At 35.8% G+C, this 19,261-nt stretch carries 14 protein-coding genes; 8 read left to right on the top strand and 6 right to left on the bottom strand.

The window, feature by feature from the left end; translation table 11 throughout:
- Positions 1 to 684: 684 nt before the first annotated feature.
- The 5 genes from speA (at position 685) to M983_RS04680 (ending at position 5,589) form a co-directional block, all read left to right on the top strand.
- A complete protein-coding gene (gene speA / locus M983_RS04700) occupies positions 685 to 2,592 on the top strand; it encodes a biosynthetic arginine decarboxylase (RefSeq protein WP_066747790.1) in 1,908 nt (635 codons plus the stop codon).
- Positions 2,593 to 2,698: 106 nt separating this feature from the next.
- The gene (gene speB / locus M983_RS04695; RefSeq protein WP_066747787.1) at positions 2,699 to 3,619 is read left to right on the top strand and encodes an agmatinase; all 921 of its coding nucleotides are present in this window, start codon (positions 2,699 to 2,701) and stop codon (positions 3,617 to 3,619) included.
- A gap of 327 nt (positions 3,620 to 3,946) precedes the next feature.
- Positions 3,947 to 4,726 (top strand): acetoin reductase, encoded by a 780-nt coding sequence (locus M983_RS04690; protein WP_066747784.1) that lies wholly within the window; start codon positions 3,947 to 3,949, stop codon positions 4,724 to 4,726.
- Positions 4,727 to 4,894: 168 nt separating this feature from the next.
- Positions 4,895 to 5,230: a type II toxin-antitoxin system RelE/ParE family toxin gene (locus M983_RS04685; RefSeq protein WP_066747781.1), complete on the top strand. Its 336-nt coding sequence runs from the start codon at positions 4,895 to 4,897 to the stop codon at positions 5,228 to 5,230.
- Between the two features lie 14 nt (positions 5,231 to 5,244).
- Complete coding sequence (locus tag M983_RS04680; protein WP_066747877.1) at positions 5,245 to 5,589, top strand: helix-turn-helix domain-containing transcriptional regulator; 345 nt, start codon at positions 5,245 to 5,247, stop codon at positions 5,587 to 5,589.
- A gap of 72 nt (positions 5,590 to 5,661) precedes the next feature.
- On the opposite strand, the gene mutH is transcribed toward M983_RS04680, so the two are convergent.
- From mutH to leuA, 6 genes are all read right to left on the bottom strand, one after another.
- The gene (gene mutH / locus M983_RS04675; RefSeq protein ID WP_066747778.1) at positions 5,662 to 6,339 is read right to left on the bottom strand and encodes a DNA mismatch repair endonuclease MutH; all 678 of its coding nucleotides are present in this window, start codon (positions 6,337 to 6,339) and stop codon (positions 5,662 to 5,664) included.
- Between the two features lie 631 nt (positions 6,340 to 6,970).
- The gene (gene sgrR / locus M983_RS04670; protein ID WP_066747775.1) at positions 6,971 to 8,647 is read right to left on the bottom strand and encodes an HTH-type transcriptional regulator SgrR; all 1,677 of its coding nucleotides are present in this window, start codon (positions 8,645 to 8,647) and stop codon (positions 6,971 to 6,973) included.
- 262 nt (positions 8,648 to 8,909) lie between these two features.
- Positions 8,910 to 9,512 carry a 3-isopropylmalate dehydratase small subunit gene (leuD, locus tag M983_RS04665; RefSeq protein WP_066747772.1) on the bottom strand — a complete coding sequence of 201 codons (603 nt, stop codon included), beginning with the start codon at positions 9,510 to 9,512 and terminating at the stop codon, positions 8,910 to 8,912.
- A gap of 12 nt (positions 9,513 to 9,524) precedes the next feature.
- Positions 9,525 to 10,937, bottom strand: a complete 1,413-nt coding sequence (gene leuC, locus M983_RS04660; RefSeq protein ID WP_066747769.1) for a 3-isopropylmalate dehydratase large subunit — start codon at positions 10,935 to 10,937, stop codon at positions 9,525 to 9,527.
- Between the two features lie 2 nt (positions 10,938 to 10,939).
- Positions 10,940 to 12,031 carry a 3-isopropylmalate dehydrogenase gene (gene leuB, locus M983_RS04655; RefSeq protein WP_066747766.1) on the bottom strand — a complete coding sequence of 364 codons (1,092 nt, stop codon included), beginning with the start codon at positions 12,029 to 12,031 and terminating at the stop codon, positions 10,940 to 10,942.
- 2 nt (positions 12,032 to 12,033) lie between these two features.
- Complete coding sequence (gene leuA, locus M983_RS04650) at positions 12,034 to 13,593, bottom strand: 2-isopropylmalate synthase (RefSeq protein ID WP_066747764.1); 1,560 nt, start codon at positions 13,591 to 13,593, stop codon at positions 12,034 to 12,036.
- Positions 13,594 to 14,464: 871 nt separating this feature from the next.
- On the opposite strand from leuA, the gene leuO reads away from it, so the two are divergent.
- The 3 genes from leuO (at position 14,465) to cra (ending at position 19,001) form a co-directional block, all read left to right on the top strand.
- The gene (gene leuO / locus M983_RS04645; protein WP_066747761.1) at positions 14,465 to 15,409 is read left to right on the top strand and encodes a transcriptional regulator LeuO; all 945 of its coding nucleotides are present in this window, start codon (positions 14,465 to 14,467) and stop codon (positions 15,407 to 15,409) included.
- Between the two features lie 516 nt (positions 15,410 to 15,925).
- Positions 15,926 to 17,731 carry an AMP-dependent synthetase/ligase gene (locus M983_RS04640; RefSeq protein ID WP_066747758.1) on the top strand — a complete coding sequence of 602 codons (1,806 nt, stop codon included), beginning with the start codon at positions 15,926 to 15,928 and terminating at the stop codon, positions 17,729 to 17,731.
- Positions 17,732 to 17,993: 262 nt separating this feature from the next.
- A complete protein-coding gene (gene cra, locus M983_RS04635) occupies positions 17,994 to 19,001 on the top strand; it encodes a catabolite repressor/activator (protein ID WP_066747755.1) in 1,008 nt (335 codons plus the stop codon).
- The last annotated feature ends 260 nt before the right edge of the window (positions 19,002 to 19,261 follow it).

Genomic DNA, 19,261 nt, shown 5'->3' with positions numbered 1-19,261 from the left:
TACCTTAATACAAAATGGTTAAGGATGGATGTTTTAACATCTAGACGTCCATTTTAGGTCTGTTCTCTCTTTAATTCCAGTTTTTTTTAAACAATTATAGCGATAAACTAGCAACAAGCAGTCAATCTTGTTTTTTTCATAAGTGCTATTTTGTTTTAAAAAATAGGTAAATGATATAATTAAGTATTTTATGCATTTTATTTTTGCATTTTTAGTTAACTACAGGTATAAACTCGCGGTTACTGTAAAATATGCATACAGTGTAAACCGCAGGGTGCTAATCCTGTTTCTCGTTAGGGAAATGACTTATTGAATTAAGTCATGTGTGGAGTGAATGGGTAATGATCCATTGTCTACCGGTTGTTTTTTTGCAAAATTCAAATAGTACTCGCCATACTTATGTTCGCGATATATATAGTATGTTTCGAGTCATCTCCTCTTTAAACTCTTTTTCTTTAGAGCGAAGTTGTCTGTTACTTGTCAATAGGTGATTGTGTTAACTTCTTATAGGTTAGCCTGATTACTTTCTACTATTATATCCCGCGTGGAGCAGGATAATCACATAAAAATATAATGAGCCATTACTTATAACTGTTATTTATCAGTCATTTCAGCATTATGTGAAATTTTTGGCTACTATAGTGACAGGCAAGGTATAAACTCATACTCCCTAAGGAGAATGTCATGAATGATAATATCACTCGTAAGATGGAACAAACTTACAACATCACCTATTGGGGTGGTGGGTACTACTTAGCGAATAATCGTGGAAATATTAGTGTTTGTCCTAACCCAGATGCTCCTGAGTCAACCTTGGATTTAACGGAGCTCGTTAAACAAGTACAAGAAGAATATTCACAACTTCGTCTTCCTGCTCTCTTTTGTTTTCCTCAAATTTTACAACATCGTTTGCGCTCTATTAATGCTGCATTTAAACGCGCACGAGAAGCTTATGGCTATAAAGGCGATTATTTTTTAGTTTATCCAATAAAAGTTAACCAACAGCGCCGTGTCATTGAATCATTAATTAATGCAGGCGAGCCTTTAGGCTTAGAAGCAGGTTCTAAAGCTGAATTAATGGCAGTACTTGCACATGCAAACATGACAAGTTCAGTGATTGTGTGTAATGGTTATAAAGACCGTGAATATATTCGTTTGGCACTAACGGGTGAAAAACTTGGGCATAAAGTTTTCTTAGTGATTGAGAAAATGTCTGAGATTAAAATGGTGTTAGAAGAAGCTGAACGATTAAATGTCATCCCTCGTTTAGGGGTGCGAGCTCGTTTAGCCTCTCAAGGTTCTGGAAAATGGCAGGCAAGTGGTGGTGAAAAATCTAAATTTGGATTAGCAGCGACTCAAGTATTACAACTGATTGATACATTACGCCAAGCTGGTCGTATTGATAGTTTACAACTATTGCATTTCCATTTAGGTTCGCAAATGGCGAATATTCGTGATATTGCAACAGGTGTACGCGAATCAGCCCGTTTTTATGTGGAACTGCATAAATTGGGGGTCAATATTCAGTATTTTGATGTGGGTGGTGGCCTAGGTGTTGACTATGAAGGGACTCGCTCTCAATCTGATTGCTCTGTTAACTATGGCTTAAATGAATACGCAAATAACGTTATTTGGGCTATTGGTGATGCTTGTGATGAAAATGATTTACCACATCCTACGGTTATCACAGAATCAGGACGCGCATTAACCGCACATCATACCGTATTGATTTCTAATGTTATTGGTGTTGAACGTAATGAGTTCAAACCGATTACGTCGCCAGAAGAAGATGCACCAAGAGCGATTGCAAGCCTTTGGGAAACATGGGAAGAGATGCAAACCAAAGGAAATAGTCGTTCATTACGTGAGTGGCTACATGATAGTCAGCTCGATTTGCATGATGTTCACACCCAATATGTACATGGCATGCTTAGTTTGACAGAGCGTGCATGGGCTGAAGAGCTTTATTTAAATATTTGTCGTCGCATTCAATACGATTTAGATCCAAGTAATCGTGCTCATCGTCCTATTATTGATGAGTTGCAAGAGCGCATGTCAGATAAGCTTTATGTTAATTTCTCTTTATTCCAATCACTTCCTGATGCTTGGGGTATTGATCAGTTATTCCCCGTATTACCGATTGAAGGACTAGATAAACCGCTTGATCGCCGTGCTGTTTTATTGGATATCACCTGTGATTCAGATGGTATTATTGATCATTATGTTAATGGTGATGGTGTTGAAACTACAATGCCAATGCCTGCTTATGATCCTGAATATCCACCCATGATTGGCTTCTTTATGGTCGGGGCTTATCAGGAAATTTTGGGTAACATGCATAACTTATTTGGTGATACCGCGGCATTTGATGTCTATCTTGATGAAAGAGGTAATTTGACTTATCGACTCAGTGAAGAGGGTGATACCGTTGCTGATATGCTTCAGTATGTGAAATTAAATCCTGCTGTTTTGCTAGAGCGTTTCCGTAATCAAGTAAAAAATGCCAATTTAGATGAAGATCTTCAAAAGCAATTTATCACTGAATTTGAAAGTGGTTTATATGGCTATACGTATTTAGAAGAAGAAGAGTGATCTCTATTTTCTCGTGTATAAGTGATGTTAACGCATCACTTTTATCTATCACATTGATTTATATGTTACTTGTATATAAATATATATAAGTAACAGAGGTAATAGTATGAAAAATAGTACGTTAGGTAATGAGATTGACAATTCATTGATCTCTAATGCGTTTGGTTTTTTACGGTTCCCTTTAAACTTTCAGCCTTATAGTAGCGATGCTGATTGGGTTATCACTGGTGTACCTTTTGATATGGCAACGTCAGGTCGAGCTGGAACTCGCCAAGGTCCTAGTGCTATTCGCCAAATTTCTACTAATTTAGCGTGGGAAGGTCATCGCTGGCCTTGGAAATTCGATATGCGTGAGCGTTTAAACGTTGTCGATTGTGGCGATTTAGTTTTTAACTTTGGTGATGCACAGGATATGAGCGATAAACTAGAAGCTCATATTGAGAAACTACTGGCTGCGGGTAAAAAATGTCTAACATTTGGTGGAGATCACTTTGTTACTCTGCCACTGTTACGTGCTCACGCTAAACATTTTGGTAAAATGGCACTTGTACATTTTGATGCGCATACAGATACGTATTCTAATGGTAGCAAGTTTGATCATGGTACGATGTTTTATCATGCGCCAAAAGAAGGTTTAATCGATCCTCATCATTCTGTACAAATCGGTATTCGTACTGAATATGAGCCTGATAATGGTTTTACTGTCTTAGATGCAGCTCAAGTCAATGATCGTGGTGTTGATGATTTAGTCAGTCAAATCACTAGTATTGTTGGTGATCTCCCGATTTATCTTACGTTTGATATCGATTGCCTAGATCCTGCTTTTGCACCAGGAACAGGTACGCCTGTTGTTGGTGGTTTAACCACGGATAAAGCACTAAAAATTCTACGTGCTTTACAGCCTTTAAATATTATTGGTATGGATTTAGTTGAAGTTTCTCCTGCTTACGATCAATCTGATATCACTGCATTAGCAGGTGCAACGATCGCACTTGATATGCTTTATTTACAAGCTGCAAAAAAATAAAGTTTATTTATTTTCTGAATACAAAAAAGGCGATGCTGAAAATGATGTGTCGTCTTTTCTTTTATTAATGAAGATGTTAAGCATTTTTTGCCAAATTTATATTTTTAGTGATAAATTCATTTCTGCTATTTTCAGCCTTCAAACCTTGTTCTAAATACTTATTTTTACTAAATGATAACTATTTACAGTATGTTTTATTCATATAGTTCACTTTATTAGTGAATGATCGTTATTTTGTCATCTGTAGTTTTAATTGCTATTGTTAATATATTAATCGAATCCCTTTTAAAGGAATTTTTTATTTAATATCTCTCTAGGAGAAAGACAATGGCTTTGAATGGTAAAGTAATTCTAGTTACAGGTGCTGCTCAGGGAATTGGTCGCGGTATTGCATTACGTTTAGCAAAAGAAGGTGCTGATATCGCACTGGTTGACTTAAAAGCAGATAAGTTAGCTGATGTTGCTAAAGAAATTGAAGCATTAGGTCGAAAAACAACAACATTTGCGGCAGATATTAGTCACCGTGATGAAGTGTTTGCAGCGGTAAATCACGCTGAAAAAGAACTAGGTGGCTTTGATGTGATAATCAATAATGCAGGTATTGCCCAAGTTAAACCACTTGCTGATGTCACTCCTGAAGATATGGATAGGATCTTTAAAATCAACGTTAATGGCGTGATGTGGGGTATTCAAGCAGCGTCTGAGAAATTTAAAGAGTTAGGTCATAAAGGTAAAATTATCAATGCATCCTCGATTGCAGGACATGATGGTTTTGCAATGCTAGGCGTTTACTCAGCAACTAAATTTGCAGTAAGAGCCTTAACCCAAGCTGCTGCAAAAGAATATGCAAGTGCAGGTATTACTGTTAACGCCTATTGCCCAGGTATTGTTGGTACTGATATGTGGGTTGAAATTGATGAACGTTTTGCAGAAATTACAGGTGCACCAAAAGGTGAAACTTATAAAAAATATGTTGATGGTATTGCGCTAGGTAGAGCTCAAACACCTGATGATGTTGCTGCATTAGTTTCGTTCTTAGCAAGTGATGATTCTGATTACATCACGGGTCAAGCTATTTTGACTGATGGCGGTATTGTTTACCGTTAATTAATAAACAAAATCTCTTCTATCTATTAATGCCTTGTGCTTTATAGCACAGGGCTTTTTTATATATAAATATCTTTATTTTATTGACGATTGTCATTTATAAGTTACAATTCTTTATGGGAATTCTTAGCAAAACAAGGATGTATTGTTATTATTATAAGGATATAAATGTTATATAAAATAGTACGTTATCAAGATAAATATCAGAAAGTACCTTATACCGAATGGATAACAAAACTAAGGAAAAAGGATCCACAAACTGCCGCTAAAATTGAGATGCAAGTGACAAGAGCATGTACAGGAATCTTTGCTGATCATAAATTTGAAAGAGAAGGTGTATGGGCTTTACGAATTAATTATGCACAGGGATATCGAATTTATTATTCGATAGAAAATGGATTAATTATTCTTTTACTTATCGGTGGCACCAAAGCTTCACAGAAAGCTGATATAGATAAAGCCGTTTCTTATCTCAAAGATTATCAAATAAGGACAAAGGAATGAGTAAATCTAACAAAATGACAAATAATATAATCAAAGTGAACAGTAAAAAAGTTTCAGCGTCTGTTGATCATGACCATCATATGGTGAAAGAATTAAGAGAAAATCCGGGGTATGCGGAAATCTATTTACAAACAGCGTTAGAAGATATCTATGAACCTGGCGGTATTGGTGCATTTCTCATAGTATTAAGACAGATTATTGATGCGCATGGTGGTGTCGGTGAAATAGCCAAAAAATCAGGTTTATCTCGCCAGCATATCTATCGTGCCTTATCAGAAAATGGAAATCCTACGTTAACAACACTAACTGAAATTACTCGTGCTGTTGGTGTGAGATTAGCATCTACCCCTTGTATATAAAGTACATCATAAAGAATAAAAATAGATTTATTAATGCCTTGTGCTTTATAGCACAGGGCTTTTTTATCTGAACTAAAGTTTGAAATAACGCGCAATTAATGGTGCTGTAAAATTCTTTTTCAGATAAAAACCACGAGGTAATGTCATAATACGTTGCCCATTTTCACCAATGGCTTCTGTTAATACTTTGCTATTAGCTGCCTTGGGTCTAATTTGCAAAACTTGCCCATGACGAGCAGTAATACTTTCCACTTTACCAAGAACAATCATATCCATGAGTTCTTCCCAGTCATGGCGTAGTAGTTCTTCTTCTACCTTATTTGGGCTCCAGAGTAACGGTGAGGCAACTCTTCGTTGTGCTAAAGGGATTTCTCTTTCTCCTTCAACAGGCACCCATAAGACGCGTGAGAGCTTGTGTTTGACATGGCTATTTTCCCATGTGATTCCACTATTTCCTGTTAAAGCAGCAACACAAACAAAAGTAGTTTCCAGTGGCATACCAAACCTATCAATAGGAATCGTTTTTAATTCGATACCGAGATCACTAAAGTCTTGTTCTGGTTTACTTCCTGCGCTGGCACCTAAATAATACTCTAGCAACATGCCAACCCAGCCTTTATCTCGTTTCAAATTTTCAGGAATAGGAAGCTTTGCATAAGCGGCAAGTTCACCAAAATTGTAGCCTGCTAAAGATGTTGCTCTATCGAGCAACTCTTGTTCATTTTTAGGTGATGCTGGAGGTATTAACATAATTATTTTCTTCTTGTATAAAAAATAAACAGAAAAAGAGAGCGTAATACTTAGTTTTTTTTATTATTTTATTTAAATCATAATAGCATGATATATCGCTATTTTTTTGTATTAATTCCTCGATTGAAATAAAAGAAAATAAGTTGTGCACGGTTATCCTGAAATCATGAACAGGCTTTTACACTAGGTTATCCACAGCTTTATGGGATAACTTGATAAAAGTGAGATCACTGTTCTGATTTACAGCCTTGACTTTTGTAGATCTTAGCCAAGATCTCCCTATTTTGTCTAACTAACCAGCATAACCTGTGGATAAAACAGGCTGAGGTTGTTTATTGTACGATTTGAGCATCAAGCTATTTCCATCGGTTTATCCAATCGCTGGAATAGGTAAATAAAAATGTCTATTGATTTGAATTATAAGTAATATTTTTTATTTTGTTATAATTACTTTTTTAGTGATAGAAAAACTATACCCTGATTATCTCACTCTTTTTCACATAGATATCCACAGAAAAAGTGAATAAATCCCCTGAGTCTTTACCTCCATGTTTATAACTTTTCTTTTTTCTGTGTATTAACGTAATTTAGGGAATGATTTAACAACATTATTTGGCTATTTTATCTTCACTTATTCAGTTTCAGTATCAATATCGGTGGTAAACCAGGCTGATTTAAAATCAAACCAACCAAATGTGTTCATTTTTATACCTCGCATTGTTTTTTCCCCTTGTAGTTCTAACAAATGATGAAAAAGAGGATAAAGCCAAATATCTTGAGTGAGTTGTTGGCACCATTGCTCTAAAGGGAGCTTTTTCTGATGCCATAATTCCAGATCTTTTGAAAATGACTTTCCTAAACAATGGTGGAAAAGTGGCAATTCATAAAGTGAAGCAAAAATTGAAAACTCTAATGGTTTATAAAAATTAACGGTGGCTAACCAAATATCACTTTCTGCATTACCATTATACCATTGCTCATAATCGATAATTTGCAGCGTTAGTTCGATATCATATTGCAATAGGATTTTTTTGATTAAATTCGCAATAGTAAGATATTCATGATGCTCTTTATAAAGCGAGATAGTGAGCTTAGTGAGAGAGTTGGGTTTTGGATGTTGTTGTATTAATTTACTATGATGCCAATGAAGTAATAAACCATAAGCAGGGGACCAGTGCCGCTGATAGAAAGCCTCGCAATTTGCTAAAATATTAAGAGGTGTTAATACGCTACTTAACCATTCCCTTATTTCAATTTGTTGGCACTGTATTGAGCGGCTATCATAAAGTAAAAAATAGCATCCTTCTTCTTTACGGCTTTCGAGTGAATCTTTATTGGTCTTATCATCAGTTAAATAAAGAGTGGAGCAAACCATTTTATTATTTAATTCTGGTACAACCCAAATATCAATCTTATCTAACAACGCCCTTAATCCAAAATAACGGTTAAATGCTTTGATTTGTAGTTTATGGTTGTCATTAGCAATAATTTGATAAGCACCTGTGCCGATAGGATGTTGTGCAAAGTTTTCAATAGATTGCCATTCACTGGGTAAAATAGCCGATTGTGGGCTACCTAATAGCGCGACAAATTGTTTATCAGGAGTGGATAAATAAATATCGATAACATAAGGTTGAGGTGAGACTATTTTTTCAATATGCGCATAAAGTGGATTGTTTTGTTTCATTCTCATTAAAGAGGTGGTGACATCTTCTGTTGTTAATTCACGACCATGATGAAAATAAATAGCAGGTCGTAGATAAAAACGCCAATGCTGTTTATTGATCATTTGCCAGTGGTGCGCTAATTCGGGTTCTATTTCCCCATTTTCCTCTTTTAAATGAACTAACGAGTTAAAAATTTGACTCATTAAATGTAATTCTGAGCGCCTAAGTGGTGTTCCTGGAAGTAAATTATGAAAAGGGCGATAATATATTATGCGTAATAATTGCTGGCTTGGATGAAAGCTTTTTTCAATTTGAGAAAGGATCATTTGACGCACATGATCTTTATCTCCCATTAATGTCACCAGCTTTTCAATATCGTTCTCTTCAATTAATCGTTCTGCTCGCTCTTGCAAGATTTCAAAGGCATTAGACCGAAAGATGAGTGTTGATTTTTTGCTTCTACCTGCTTGTGAATGCCATTCTAACCATCCTATTTCTTGCATTTTATTTAACAGTGAACGGATATGTCGACGAGTACAATGCAATATTTCAGATAGTGCTTCTAAACTGGTTTCAGATGTCTTTCCCTGAAAGGCTTGCCATAATCGAATAAATTGTAACTCTAAGCGGGATGAAGTCATAAAAGAGGAAATGCCTTGTCAAAGTGATCAATTTTAATTTCCTTATATTAGACCGATAATAGACATGTTTAAAGTTAGCTCTATTGTTAGTGATTTAAATTATGTGAACTCTAACAGACTCCCCATTTGAGCAATCGGTGATTACCGGCCAGTGATAATAATCACTGGCTATTTTGCTTTATTTTGAATAAAAAAAGCCGTAAATACATTTACGGCAAAGAATGACAACATTTTAAAGTAGAAGAAATTACACCTAATAAGCTTAACGCATAAAGGCAGGCTGTTTAGCTTCATAGTCACTAATCGCATCTTGATGCTGAAGTGTCAGGCCAATGCTATCTAAACCTTCAATCATGCAATGACGGCGAAATGAATCAATTTCAAATGAGAACGACAATTCACCTGCATTTACTTTCTGGGCCACTAAATCGACTGTAATTGGAGTGCCTACATGTTCTTGTACCCATGTAAATAATTGGTCTATCTCATCGTCGGTTAATTTAATTGGTAACAATTGGTTATTTAATGAATTACCGTAAAAGATATCAGCAAAACTTGGTGCTATCACCGCATGAAAACCATAATCAGTTAATGCCCATGGCGCATGTTCTCTTGATGAACCACAACCAAAATTTTCACGCGCTAATAAGATAGACGCGTCTTGGTATTGAGATTGATTAAGAATAAAGTCAGGATTAGGTTGTGTACCTGCATCATCTAAAAATCGCCAATCGTGAAATAGATGTTTACCAAAGCCAGTCCGAGTGACTTTCTGTAAAAATTGTTTAGGAATGATGGCATCAGTATCCACATTGGCGGTATTTAAAGGTGCCACTATTCCAGTATGTTGCGTAAATTTATTCATCTAGGCTCTCCTTTAAACAGTCTTTGTTGCAAAGGTACGAATATCAGCAAAGCGTCCATTAATGGCGGCAGCTGCTGCCATTGCTGGGCTAACTAAATGTGTTCTACCACCACGACCTTGGCGACCTTCAAAATTACGATTGCTAGTGGATGCACAACGTTCACCGGGATTTAAGCGGTCGTTATTCATAGCTAAACACATAGAGCAACCGGGTAAGCGCCATTCAAAGCCAGCTTCAATAAATATTTTATCTAATCCTTCTGCTTCAGCTTGTGCTTTAACTGGCCCTGAGCCAGGAACAATAATTGCTTGTACATGTGAGGCGACTTTGCGTCCTTTCGCTATTTCAGCCGCTGCGCGTAAATCTTCAATACGTGAATTAGTGCAGGATCCAATAAATACTTTATCAATAGAAATATCGGTTAAATGAATGCCTTCATCCAATCCCATATAAGCTAACGCTTTTTTAGCAGAAGCACGTTCAACAGGATCGTTAAAACTATTTAATGTTGGAATAATTTGATCGATAGCGATCACTTGTCCAGGATTAGTTCCCCATGTCACTTGTGGCGCGATATCGGCTGCATTTAATGTCACAGTGGCATCAAACTGTGCATCTTCATCTGATTTTAATGTTTTCCAATAATTAACGGCGTCATCCCATTGTGCATCTTTAGGTGCAAATTGACGGCCTTTTAAATATTCAAAAGTCGTTTCATCTGGTGCGACTAAACCTGCTTTTGCTCCCATTTCAATTGCCATATTACATAATGTCATTCGGCCTTCCATACTTAAGGCTTTGATAGCTTCACCAGTAAATTCAATAATATAGCCAGTACCACCAGCACTACCTAATTTGCCGATTATAGCTAAAACGATATCTTTTGCCGTGATGCCAGGGGCTGTTTTCCCTTGTACTTCAATTTTCAAGGTTTTAGCACGAAATTGTTTTAATGTTTGTGTTGCTAATACGTGTTCAACTTCTGATGTCCCAATACCAAAAGCGATAGCGCCAAAAGCACCATGTGTCGCCGTATGAGAATCACCACAAACAATCGTCATACCTGGCAATGTTAATCCTTGCTCAGGCCCCATGACATGGACAATACCTTGCAATGGATGATTTAAATCATACAAAGTAACGCCAAACTCTTCACAGTTTTTCATTAATTCTTGCATTTGAATTCGCGCCATATCGCCACACGCATTAATATCTTTAGTTTGCGTTGAAACGTTATGATCCATCGTGGCAAATGTTTTATTGGGTTGACGAACGGGTCGTCCTTTCGTTCTTAATCCATCAAATGCTTGCGGTGAAGTGACTTCATGCACTAAATGTCTATCGATATATAAGATAGGAGTTTCTTCGGCTTGTTCGCGCACCACATGTGCATCATAGATTTTTTGATACAATGTTTTTCCCATGTTTATACTCCTTCTCGAATATACTTAGTGATGTAATCACCCATTTCAGCTGTTGTTATTGCATTACCTTCTCCTGCTAAATCCGCTGTACGATAGCCTTGTGCTAATACTTTTGTAATAGCGTCTTCAATTGCTTTTGCTGCATTATCTTCATTAAAGCTATAACGTAGTAACAATGCGGCTGATAATATTTGTGCAATTGGGTTAGCGATATTTTTGCCTGCGATATCTGGCGCAGAGCCACCTGCGGGTTCATATAAACCAAAGCGCTCTTCATTAATACTCGCTGAAGGTAGCATACCCATTGAGCCTGTTATCATCGCGCATTCATCAGATAAAATATCGCCAAAAATATTTGAACATAAGATGACATCAAATTGAGAGGGATCTTTAATTAACTGCATCGTTGCGTTATCGATATACATGTGTTGAATTCCAACATCAGGATATTCTTTGGCAATTTCAGTCACAACTTCACGCCATAAAATAGAGCTTTGCAATACGTTGGCTTTATCTATAGACGTTACTTTGTTACGACGTTTGCGTGCTGAATCAAAAGCAAAACGTGCAATACGCTCAATTTCATAGCGATGATACACTTCAGTATCAAACGCTTTCTCTTGTGCGCCTTCACCTTCACGTCCTTTGGGTTGACCGAAATAGATACCACCTGTTAATTCACGTACACATAAAATATCAAATCCACGCTGAGCAATATCAGCTCGTAATGGGCAATAAGCTTCTAATCCTTCATACAAACGAGCAGGGCGTAAATTACAAAACAAGTTAAAATGTTTACGCAATGGCAACAATGCACCGCGTTCAGGTTGTTCATTTGCTGGCAGATGTTCCCATTTAGGACCCCCAACAGAACCAAATAAAATAGCGTCAGCTTTCTCACAACCTTCTAATGTTTCTTGTGGCAATGGTGTGCCATAGTTATCGATAGCAATGCCACCAATATCAAACTCTTTCGTTGTAATATTGAGTGAAAAACGCATATTTATAGCATCTATCACTTTTTGCGCTTGAACCATGACTTCAGGACCAATACCATCTCCGGGTAATACTGCAATTTGATAATTTTTAGACATAATTAAATCGCTTCTTGTGTTGTTTGTTGTTTGCGTTTTTCTATTTCGACTTGCTCAGAGCGCCAGATACTGTTGATAACATGCATCATGGCATTTGCTGAAGACGCGACGATATCTGTTTCTAATCCCATACCATGGAATTTTCGACCTTGATATTCGACGACAATATCGACTTGTCCTAATGCATCTTTACCAGCACCTTTAGCTGTTAACTGATAAGAAACTAATTGCAGTGGATAGCCTGTTGCTCGTGATATCGCTTGATAAACAGCATCTACAGGGCCATTTCCTGTTGCGGCTTCGGTAATTTCTTTATTTCCACAGGTAATTGAAACACTGGCAGTTGCAACGGTTGATGAGCTTGATTGGGTGTTAAAATAGTTCATGATAAATTGATCAGGTTCTTGTTGTTGTTGCCCCATAAAAGCCAATGCTTCTAAGTCATAATCAAAAATTTGGCCTTTTTTATCGGCTAAACGTAAGAAAGCGGCATATAAATTATCTAAGTTATAATCTGTATCTCTATATCCCATTTCTTCCATACGATGTTTTACTGCGGCACGACCTGAACGAGAGGTTAAATTTAGTTGTACTTCTTTTAAGCCAATGGACTCAGGCGTCATAATTTCGTATGTTTCACGATTTTTCAAAACGCCATCTTGATGGATGCCTGATGAGTGAGCGAATGCATTGGTGCCAACTATGGATTTATTGGCATGAATAGGTGTATTGCATAATTGGCTGACTAATTGGCTGGTACGATAAATTTCTTTGTGATTAATATGAGTATGCACATTCATCATTTGTTCACGTACTTTAATTGCCATGATGACTTCTTCTAATGCGCAATTACCCGCTCGTTCACCTAATCCGTTAATTGTCCCTTCAATTTGTCTTGCACCTGCTTGTACTGCTGTTATTGAGTTCGCAACTGCCATTCCTAAATCATCATGACAGTGGACAGAAATAATCGCTTTATCAATATTTGGAACGCGATTAAATAAGTCGCTAATAATTCCTCCAAATTGATAAGGTGTTGTATAACCCACGGTATCAGGAATATTGATAGTTGTAGCACCGGCATCAATGGCGTTTTCTACAATGCGACATAAATTATCAATATGTGTACGACCTGCATCTTCACAGGAGAATTCAACATCATCAGTATAGCGACGTGCACGTTTAATCGCATGAGTCCCCATTTCAATAATGTCATCAAACGATTTTTTTAACTTATGCTCAGCATGTAATGCAGATGTGGCTAAAAATACGTGAATACGAAATGCTTCAGCGACTTTTAATGATTCCGCAGCAATATCAATGTCGTTATCAACACAACGAGCTAACGCACAAATACGGCTATTTTTAATTTCCCGCGCAATAGTTTGCACAGATTCAAAATCGCCAGGAGAAGAAACAGGGAAACCAGCTTCAATGATATCAACACCTAAACGCTCTAGCGCATAAGCAATTTGCAATTTTTCTTTAACGCTCAAACTTGCTTGCAATGCTTGTTCGCCATCTCGTAAGGTTGTATCAAAAATAATCACATTATTGCTCATAATCTGTTCCTTCTATTTTCTGTAATTTTTAGCGCGCTCCCAGGTATAAAAAAACCCGCGACTAGCGCGGGTTTTTCTAAGGGGTGGTATGCTTCATTTTTTACCCATTAGCCGACCGCGCATCAATGTTGCGAGTAGTAGCAGGCTAAGTAGTAAAATTGCGTAAAACATGAAGCATCCTTAAAAAAGTTCTTAATAATATTTAATTATTGATACAGAATACCAATCACTATGTCAAGTGTTGATATTTGTTTTCTTGTTGATGCTTTGTGATTCATATGTTTTTCTTGGTAATTCTGACTAATATCTAAATTTTTAGTGATAGTTATATCTATTAAAGAATCATTGATTGGGTTAATGTTCTGTGCAGAGTTTAAAAACAAGTGAAATAGAAAATTAAACAATTGTTTGCTTTTTTTTTAATCAGAGAAGTAACAAGAAAATGGAGTAACTTCAAAAAATGATTGTTCTATAAATTAAAGCAACGTTTTGAATGTAAGAATAAAAATGAATGTATTATCAATTGCAATTACTCCGAATATGCTATTTTAGGAGAGAAAGATAATCATTTAATTATGATTTTTATCATGCTTTGTTTTATTATTTGCAAGGCAGAAGGTAAAACAACTTGTAATATATATCGATATAATCATTTTCTATACATATAATTTCAATATTAAATTTTCATTTTTAGATGAAAAATGAAAGAAAACATATTTTTTATATGTTTAGTTATATGCACGGACGATAAATAATAAATTTTAATAAATAGTTAAAGTAATGGTTAAAGCTTATATATTATTAATCTGAATTTTTAATAAATAATTAATAATAACTAATTAACTATTATGATAACATAGTGGAGTAAGAAATGACGGATTACACATCAGCAACAGCTACCAGCAAAGAATCAGCAGATATGCATTTACGTAATGTTGATCTTAATTTATTAACGGTATTTGATGCTGTTATGCAAATGCAAAATGTAACACGTGCTGCTCAAGTTTTGGGCATGTCGCAACCCGCCGTTAGTAATGCGGTATCACGACTTAAGGTAATGTTTAATGACGAATTATTTGTTCGGTATGGCCGAGGTATTCAACCTACGTTAAGAGCAAAGCAGCTTTTTGGACCAGTAAGACAAGCATTGCAATTAGTCCATAATGAGCTACCTGGTGCTGGATTTGAACCAGCTCAAAGTGAACGTATATTTAATTTATCTATTTGCAGTCCTTTAGATATTAAATTAGCTCCTCAAATAGTAGAAAGAATTAAAACACAAACACCAAATATTAATGTTAATATTAAGTCTTACTTAAATAGTAATATAGAACATCAATTAAAATACCAAGAAGTTGAGTTTTTTATTAATTATAAACAATTCGAAAAACCGGAATTTCATTCACATCCTTTATTTAATGACGAAGTTGTTTTAGTTGTTTCAAATAAACACCCTCGTATTCAACATAGCGTAACTGAAGAAATGTTATTAAAAGAACATCATTCAATTGTTTCTTTAGATGATGTTGGATCGTTTAGTATTCCTTATTATAAAGATACAGAATTAGAAGATTTAATTACCTACCAAGGAACAGATTTAAACAGTGTTTTAAATATTGTTTCTAAAACCTATATGGTCGCTATTGCACCTAGATGGTTAGTTGAATGTTATGCAGATCAGCTTAATATTAAAGCAGTACCCTTACCTTGGGAGAAAGCAGAACGTCCATGCTATTTAATTTGGCATGAATCTACAGCTCGTGATAAAGGTCACTTATGGATGAAAAATCTATTAAGTGAAGTTTGCAAAGATTAAGAGTGTTTTCGCTCATAATTAGTATTGAATGCTAATTATGCAGAAATAGTGGCAGACAGCATTAGTTCATACTAATGATCCATCAAGATAATTATGATGTTACTACTGAAAAAGAGTAAATTGGATTCTGTCACTATTTTTGCCCTATATTATTTATAATATCCCCGTTATGTCTTATTTACCTTTCCTAATACAAGTTTTATCAAAACTTTATAAATTTTTTAGAAAAAAAGAAATAATAGTTAATTTAACCAATTGTTTCATATGGTTTATTTTCTTTTGTTTGCTTTTTGTTCATTTTTTATTTTTAGCAGTTTATAAACGCCTTTTTATTGACAAAACTTTTCATGACTCACAATTTTACAAATTTGTGTAAATTTACATTCCTTTATTTTGGTGGATCACTTAGACTTTGATTATAGTCAGCGAACAGTTGTAAGCTGAAATTATTAGCAAGTTACTTTACTTATTTTAATTTCACTCTCTTATCGCTTTTCCCTAAATAATAGGAAAGTTATGACAAATAATAATAATTTATATGATTATCATATAGTTAAAAGGTTGCAGACACAGTTTTTTAGTAGAAAAAATCATATTGCTTATAAGCAGTGGGATACTCAATGTAATATTGATTTATCATGGGAAACACTTGCTAAGAAAACACGTGCACTCTCAAATGCCCTACTTAATATGGGCGTTGATATACAAGAAAATGTTGGGATTTTTTCTCAAAACATGATTGATTGGTCTATTGCTGATATTGCAACATTACAACTGCGTGCAGTCACTGTACCGCTTTACGCAACAAGCAGTGTTGACCAAGCTGCTTATGTTTTAAATGATGCAAATATTCGTATTCTTTTTGTAGGTGAACAAAAGCAATATGATATTGTGGCTGAACTTTTACAACAATGTCCACATATTGAGCAAGTTATTGTTTTTGATAATAATGTAGTATTAGATGAACACATTCCTTCCTGCTATCTCAGTTCACTGATTAATGAAACAGTGTTCAAGTACGATGATGAGCTACAACAACGTATTAACGATTGCCGTTTAGACGATCTTTTTACGCTTATATATACCTCGGGCACAACCGGTGAGCCTAAAGGCGTTATGCTCGATTATACAAATCTCGCTTCACAACTTTATCTTCATGATGAACGTCTTTCTTTATCTGATAATGATGTTTCATTATGTTTTCTGCCTCTATCACATGTTTTTGAAAGAGCGTGGAGTTTTTATGTCATGCATACTGGCGCACTCAATGTTTATTTAAAAGATACTCATGCAGTAAGAGATGCAATGAGTGATGTTAAACCTACGGTAATGTGTGCGGTTCCTCGCTTTTATGAAAAAGTGTATAGCGCAATTCAAGATAAAGTATCTCAAGCCTCTTTTTTAAGAAAACATATTTTTGCATGGGCGATAAAGCAAGGAGATAAACAGCGCAGAGCAATGTTAGATAATCATCAGCCTAATTTATTTTCTCGTTGGTGTTATCGTATTGCAGATAAAAAAGTGCTAGCACCTTTACGCCAAGTTTTAGGGGGACGTGTTCGCTTTTTACCTGCGGCAGGTGCGCGACTTGATGATACCGTTATTCACTTTTTCTTAGCCGCTGGTATTAATATCAAATATGGCTATGGGATGACTGAAACATGTGCCACTGTTTCTTGCTGGGAAGAGAACCACTATAAATTAGGCTCTATAGGTACTCCATTACCTGGTGTTGATGTGCGTATTGGTGACGAAAATGAAATACAAGTACGCGGTAATATCGTAATGAAAGGATATTTTAATAAGCCGGAAGATACTGCGGCCGCATTCACCGAAGATGGTTGGTTAAGAACTGGTGATGCAGGCGCTATGGATGACGATGGCTGCCTTTATATTACTGAACGTTTAAAAGACTTAATGAAAACATCAAATGGCAAGTATATTGCACCACAAATGATTGAAGGAACATTGGGGCAAGATAGATTTATCGAACATATTGCGGTCATTGCGGATACACGTAAGTTTGTCTCAGCATTGATAGTGCCTTGCTATGAAGCGCTAGAAGAGCATGCCTGTGCATTAAATTTAAAATATCACGATCGGATTGAGTTGTTACGACATGCCAAAATTAAAGAGCTTTTTGACGAACGATTACGTGATATGCAGAAAAATTTTGCAAGCTTTCATAAAGTGAAGCGCTTTACGTTATTAGCAGAAGGCTTTTCAATGGAATCGGGTGAGCTTACACCCACTTTAAAACTGCGACGAAAAATTATTTCAGAACGTTATCAAACTGAAATCGAATCTATGTATTTAGATTGATGATAAATAATAAAAAAATATCTTTTCGAAAATTAAACGACTCCCCAAAAGTTGGATATCAATTTTTGGGGTTTTTCTTGAGTGCTTATTGATTAATAATCAATAATAATAAAAATAATCGGTAAATGAGATAAACGGAAACGTTGACGCATACGGTTTTATCAGTAAATTGTGTTAAAATGCTAATTCAGATCAGCATTATGACTGAGAATTACAGAAATAATGTACCAATTAAATACCACTATAAGTAGAAGAGGCTAATGTGAAACTGGATGAAATCGCCCGCTTGGCTGGTGTTTCACGAACAACAGCAAGTTATGTCATTAATGGTAAGGCGAAACAGTACCGTGTAAGTGACAAGACTGTTGAAAAAGTGATGGCGGTAGTCAGAGAGCATAATTACCACCCAAACGCGGTTGCAGCAGGGTTACGTGCCGGTCGTACGCGTTCTATTGGTTTGGTTATTCCTGATTTGGAGAATACCAGTTATACAAGAATAGCTAACTATCTTGAAAGACAAGCTCGCCAACGTGGTTATCAATTATTAATCGCATGTTCCGAAGATCAACCCGACAACGAAATTCGCTGTGTTGAACATTTATTGCAACGCCAAGTCGATGCAATTATTGTGTCAACCGCTCTACCTCCAGAGCATCCTTTTTATCAACGCTGGGCTAATCGTTCATTGCCTATTATTGCACTCGATAGGGCACTAGAAAGTGAACATTTTATTAGTGTTGTTGGTGATGATTTAGAAGATGCCACCATGCTTGCAACAGAGCTTAAGTCTTTCCCTGCTGAATCTGTTCTTTATTTAGGTGCACTTCCTGAACTTTCAGTCAGTTTTTTACGTGAACAAGGTTTTCGTAATGTCTGGCAAGATGATCCTCGTAAAGTTTCTTACCTCTATGCAAATAGTTATGAAAGGGAAGCCGCCGCTGAGGCTTTCTCAGTATGGTTAGATAATAACTCTATGCCTGATGCACTGTTTACGACGTCTTTTGCATTATTACAGGGTGTAATGGATGTTACTTTGCAACGAAGTGGCCGTTTACCCACACAGTTGGTTATTGCAACTTTTGGTGATCAGGAGTTACTTGATTTTCTTGAATGCCCTGTTTTATCTGTGGCGCAACGTCATCGAGATATTGCTGAGCGAATATTAGAACTTGTATTAGCAAGTCTTGAAGAAGATGAAAAGCCACAAACAGGTATCACTCGAATTCGTCGTGATTTATGTCGTAGAGGTAGTTTAGGTCGTATTCGCTAAGAGACTCTTTGAATATTATTTCTATTTATTCGTATCCCCATTTTATTAATTTAGAATGGGGATACTTTATTTGGTTAAATAATGTCGAATTGCTTAGAGAAAATAAAATTTGAGATTAATCTTAAGATTTTTTTTACTATTAATCTGATTTCGTCTATTTAATAGATCGAAATTTGGCTTTTTCATTAGATATATTACACAAATAAAATGATGAATTTATTTTATTTAGAACCAAATAAGTAAAAAAAGAATAACTATCT

Source organism: Proteus myxofaciens ATCC 19692 (assembly GCF_001654855.1).
GTDB classification, from domain to species: Bacteria; Pseudomonadota; Gammaproteobacteria; order Enterobacterales; family Enterobacteriaceae; genus Proteus; species Proteus myxofaciens.
This window is presented reverse-complemented; position numbering and strand designations above follow the sequence as displayed.

Excerpts from the sequence above, each read along its gene's own strand:
- speA (WP_066747790.1), top strand. The coding sequence starts at position 685 with ATGAATGATAATATCACTCGTAAGATGGAACAAACTTACAACATCACC.
- speB (WP_066747787.1), top strand. The coding sequence starts at position 2,699 with ATGAAAAATAGTACGTTAGGTAATGAGATTGACAATTCATTGATCTCT.
- M983_RS04690 (WP_066747784.1), top strand. The coding sequence starts at position 3,947 with ATGGCTTTGAATGGTAAAGTAATTCTAGTTACAGGTGCTGCTCAGGGA.
- M983_RS04685 (WP_066747781.1), top strand. The coding sequence starts at position 4,895 with ATGTTATATAAAATAGTACGTTATCAAGATAAATATCAGAAAGTACCT.
- M983_RS04680 (WP_066747877.1), top strand. The coding sequence starts at position 5,245 with ATGACAAATAATATAATCAAAGTGAACAGTAAAAAAGTTTCAGCGTCT.
- mutH (WP_066747778.1), bottom strand. The coding sequence starts at position 6,339 with ATGTTAATACCTCCAGCATCACCTAAAAATGAACAAGAGTTGCTCGAT.
- sgrR (WP_066747775.1), bottom strand. The coding sequence starts at position 8,647 with ATGACTTCATCCCGCTTAGAGTTACAATTTATTCGATTATGGCAAGCC.
- leuD (WP_066747772.1), bottom strand. The coding sequence starts at position 9,512 with ATGAATAAATTTACGCAACATACTGGAATAGTGGCACCTTTAAATACC.
- leuC (WP_066747769.1), bottom strand. The coding sequence starts at position 10,937 with ATGGGAAAAACATTGTATCAAAAAATCTATGATGCACATGTGGTGCGC.
- leuB (WP_066747766.1), bottom strand. The coding sequence starts at position 12,031 with ATGTCTAAAAATTATCAAATTGCAGTATTACCCGGAGATGGTATTGGT.
- leuA (WP_066747764.1), bottom strand. The coding sequence starts at position 13,593 with ATGAGCAATAATGTGATTATTTTTGATACAACCTTACGAGATGGCGAA.
- leuO (WP_066747761.1), top strand. The coding sequence starts at position 14,465 with ATGACGGATTACACATCAGCAACAGCTACCAGCAAAGAATCAGCAGAT.
- M983_RS04640 (WP_066747758.1), top strand. The coding sequence starts at position 15,926 with ATGACAAATAATAATAATTTATATGATTATCATATAGTTAAAAGGTTG.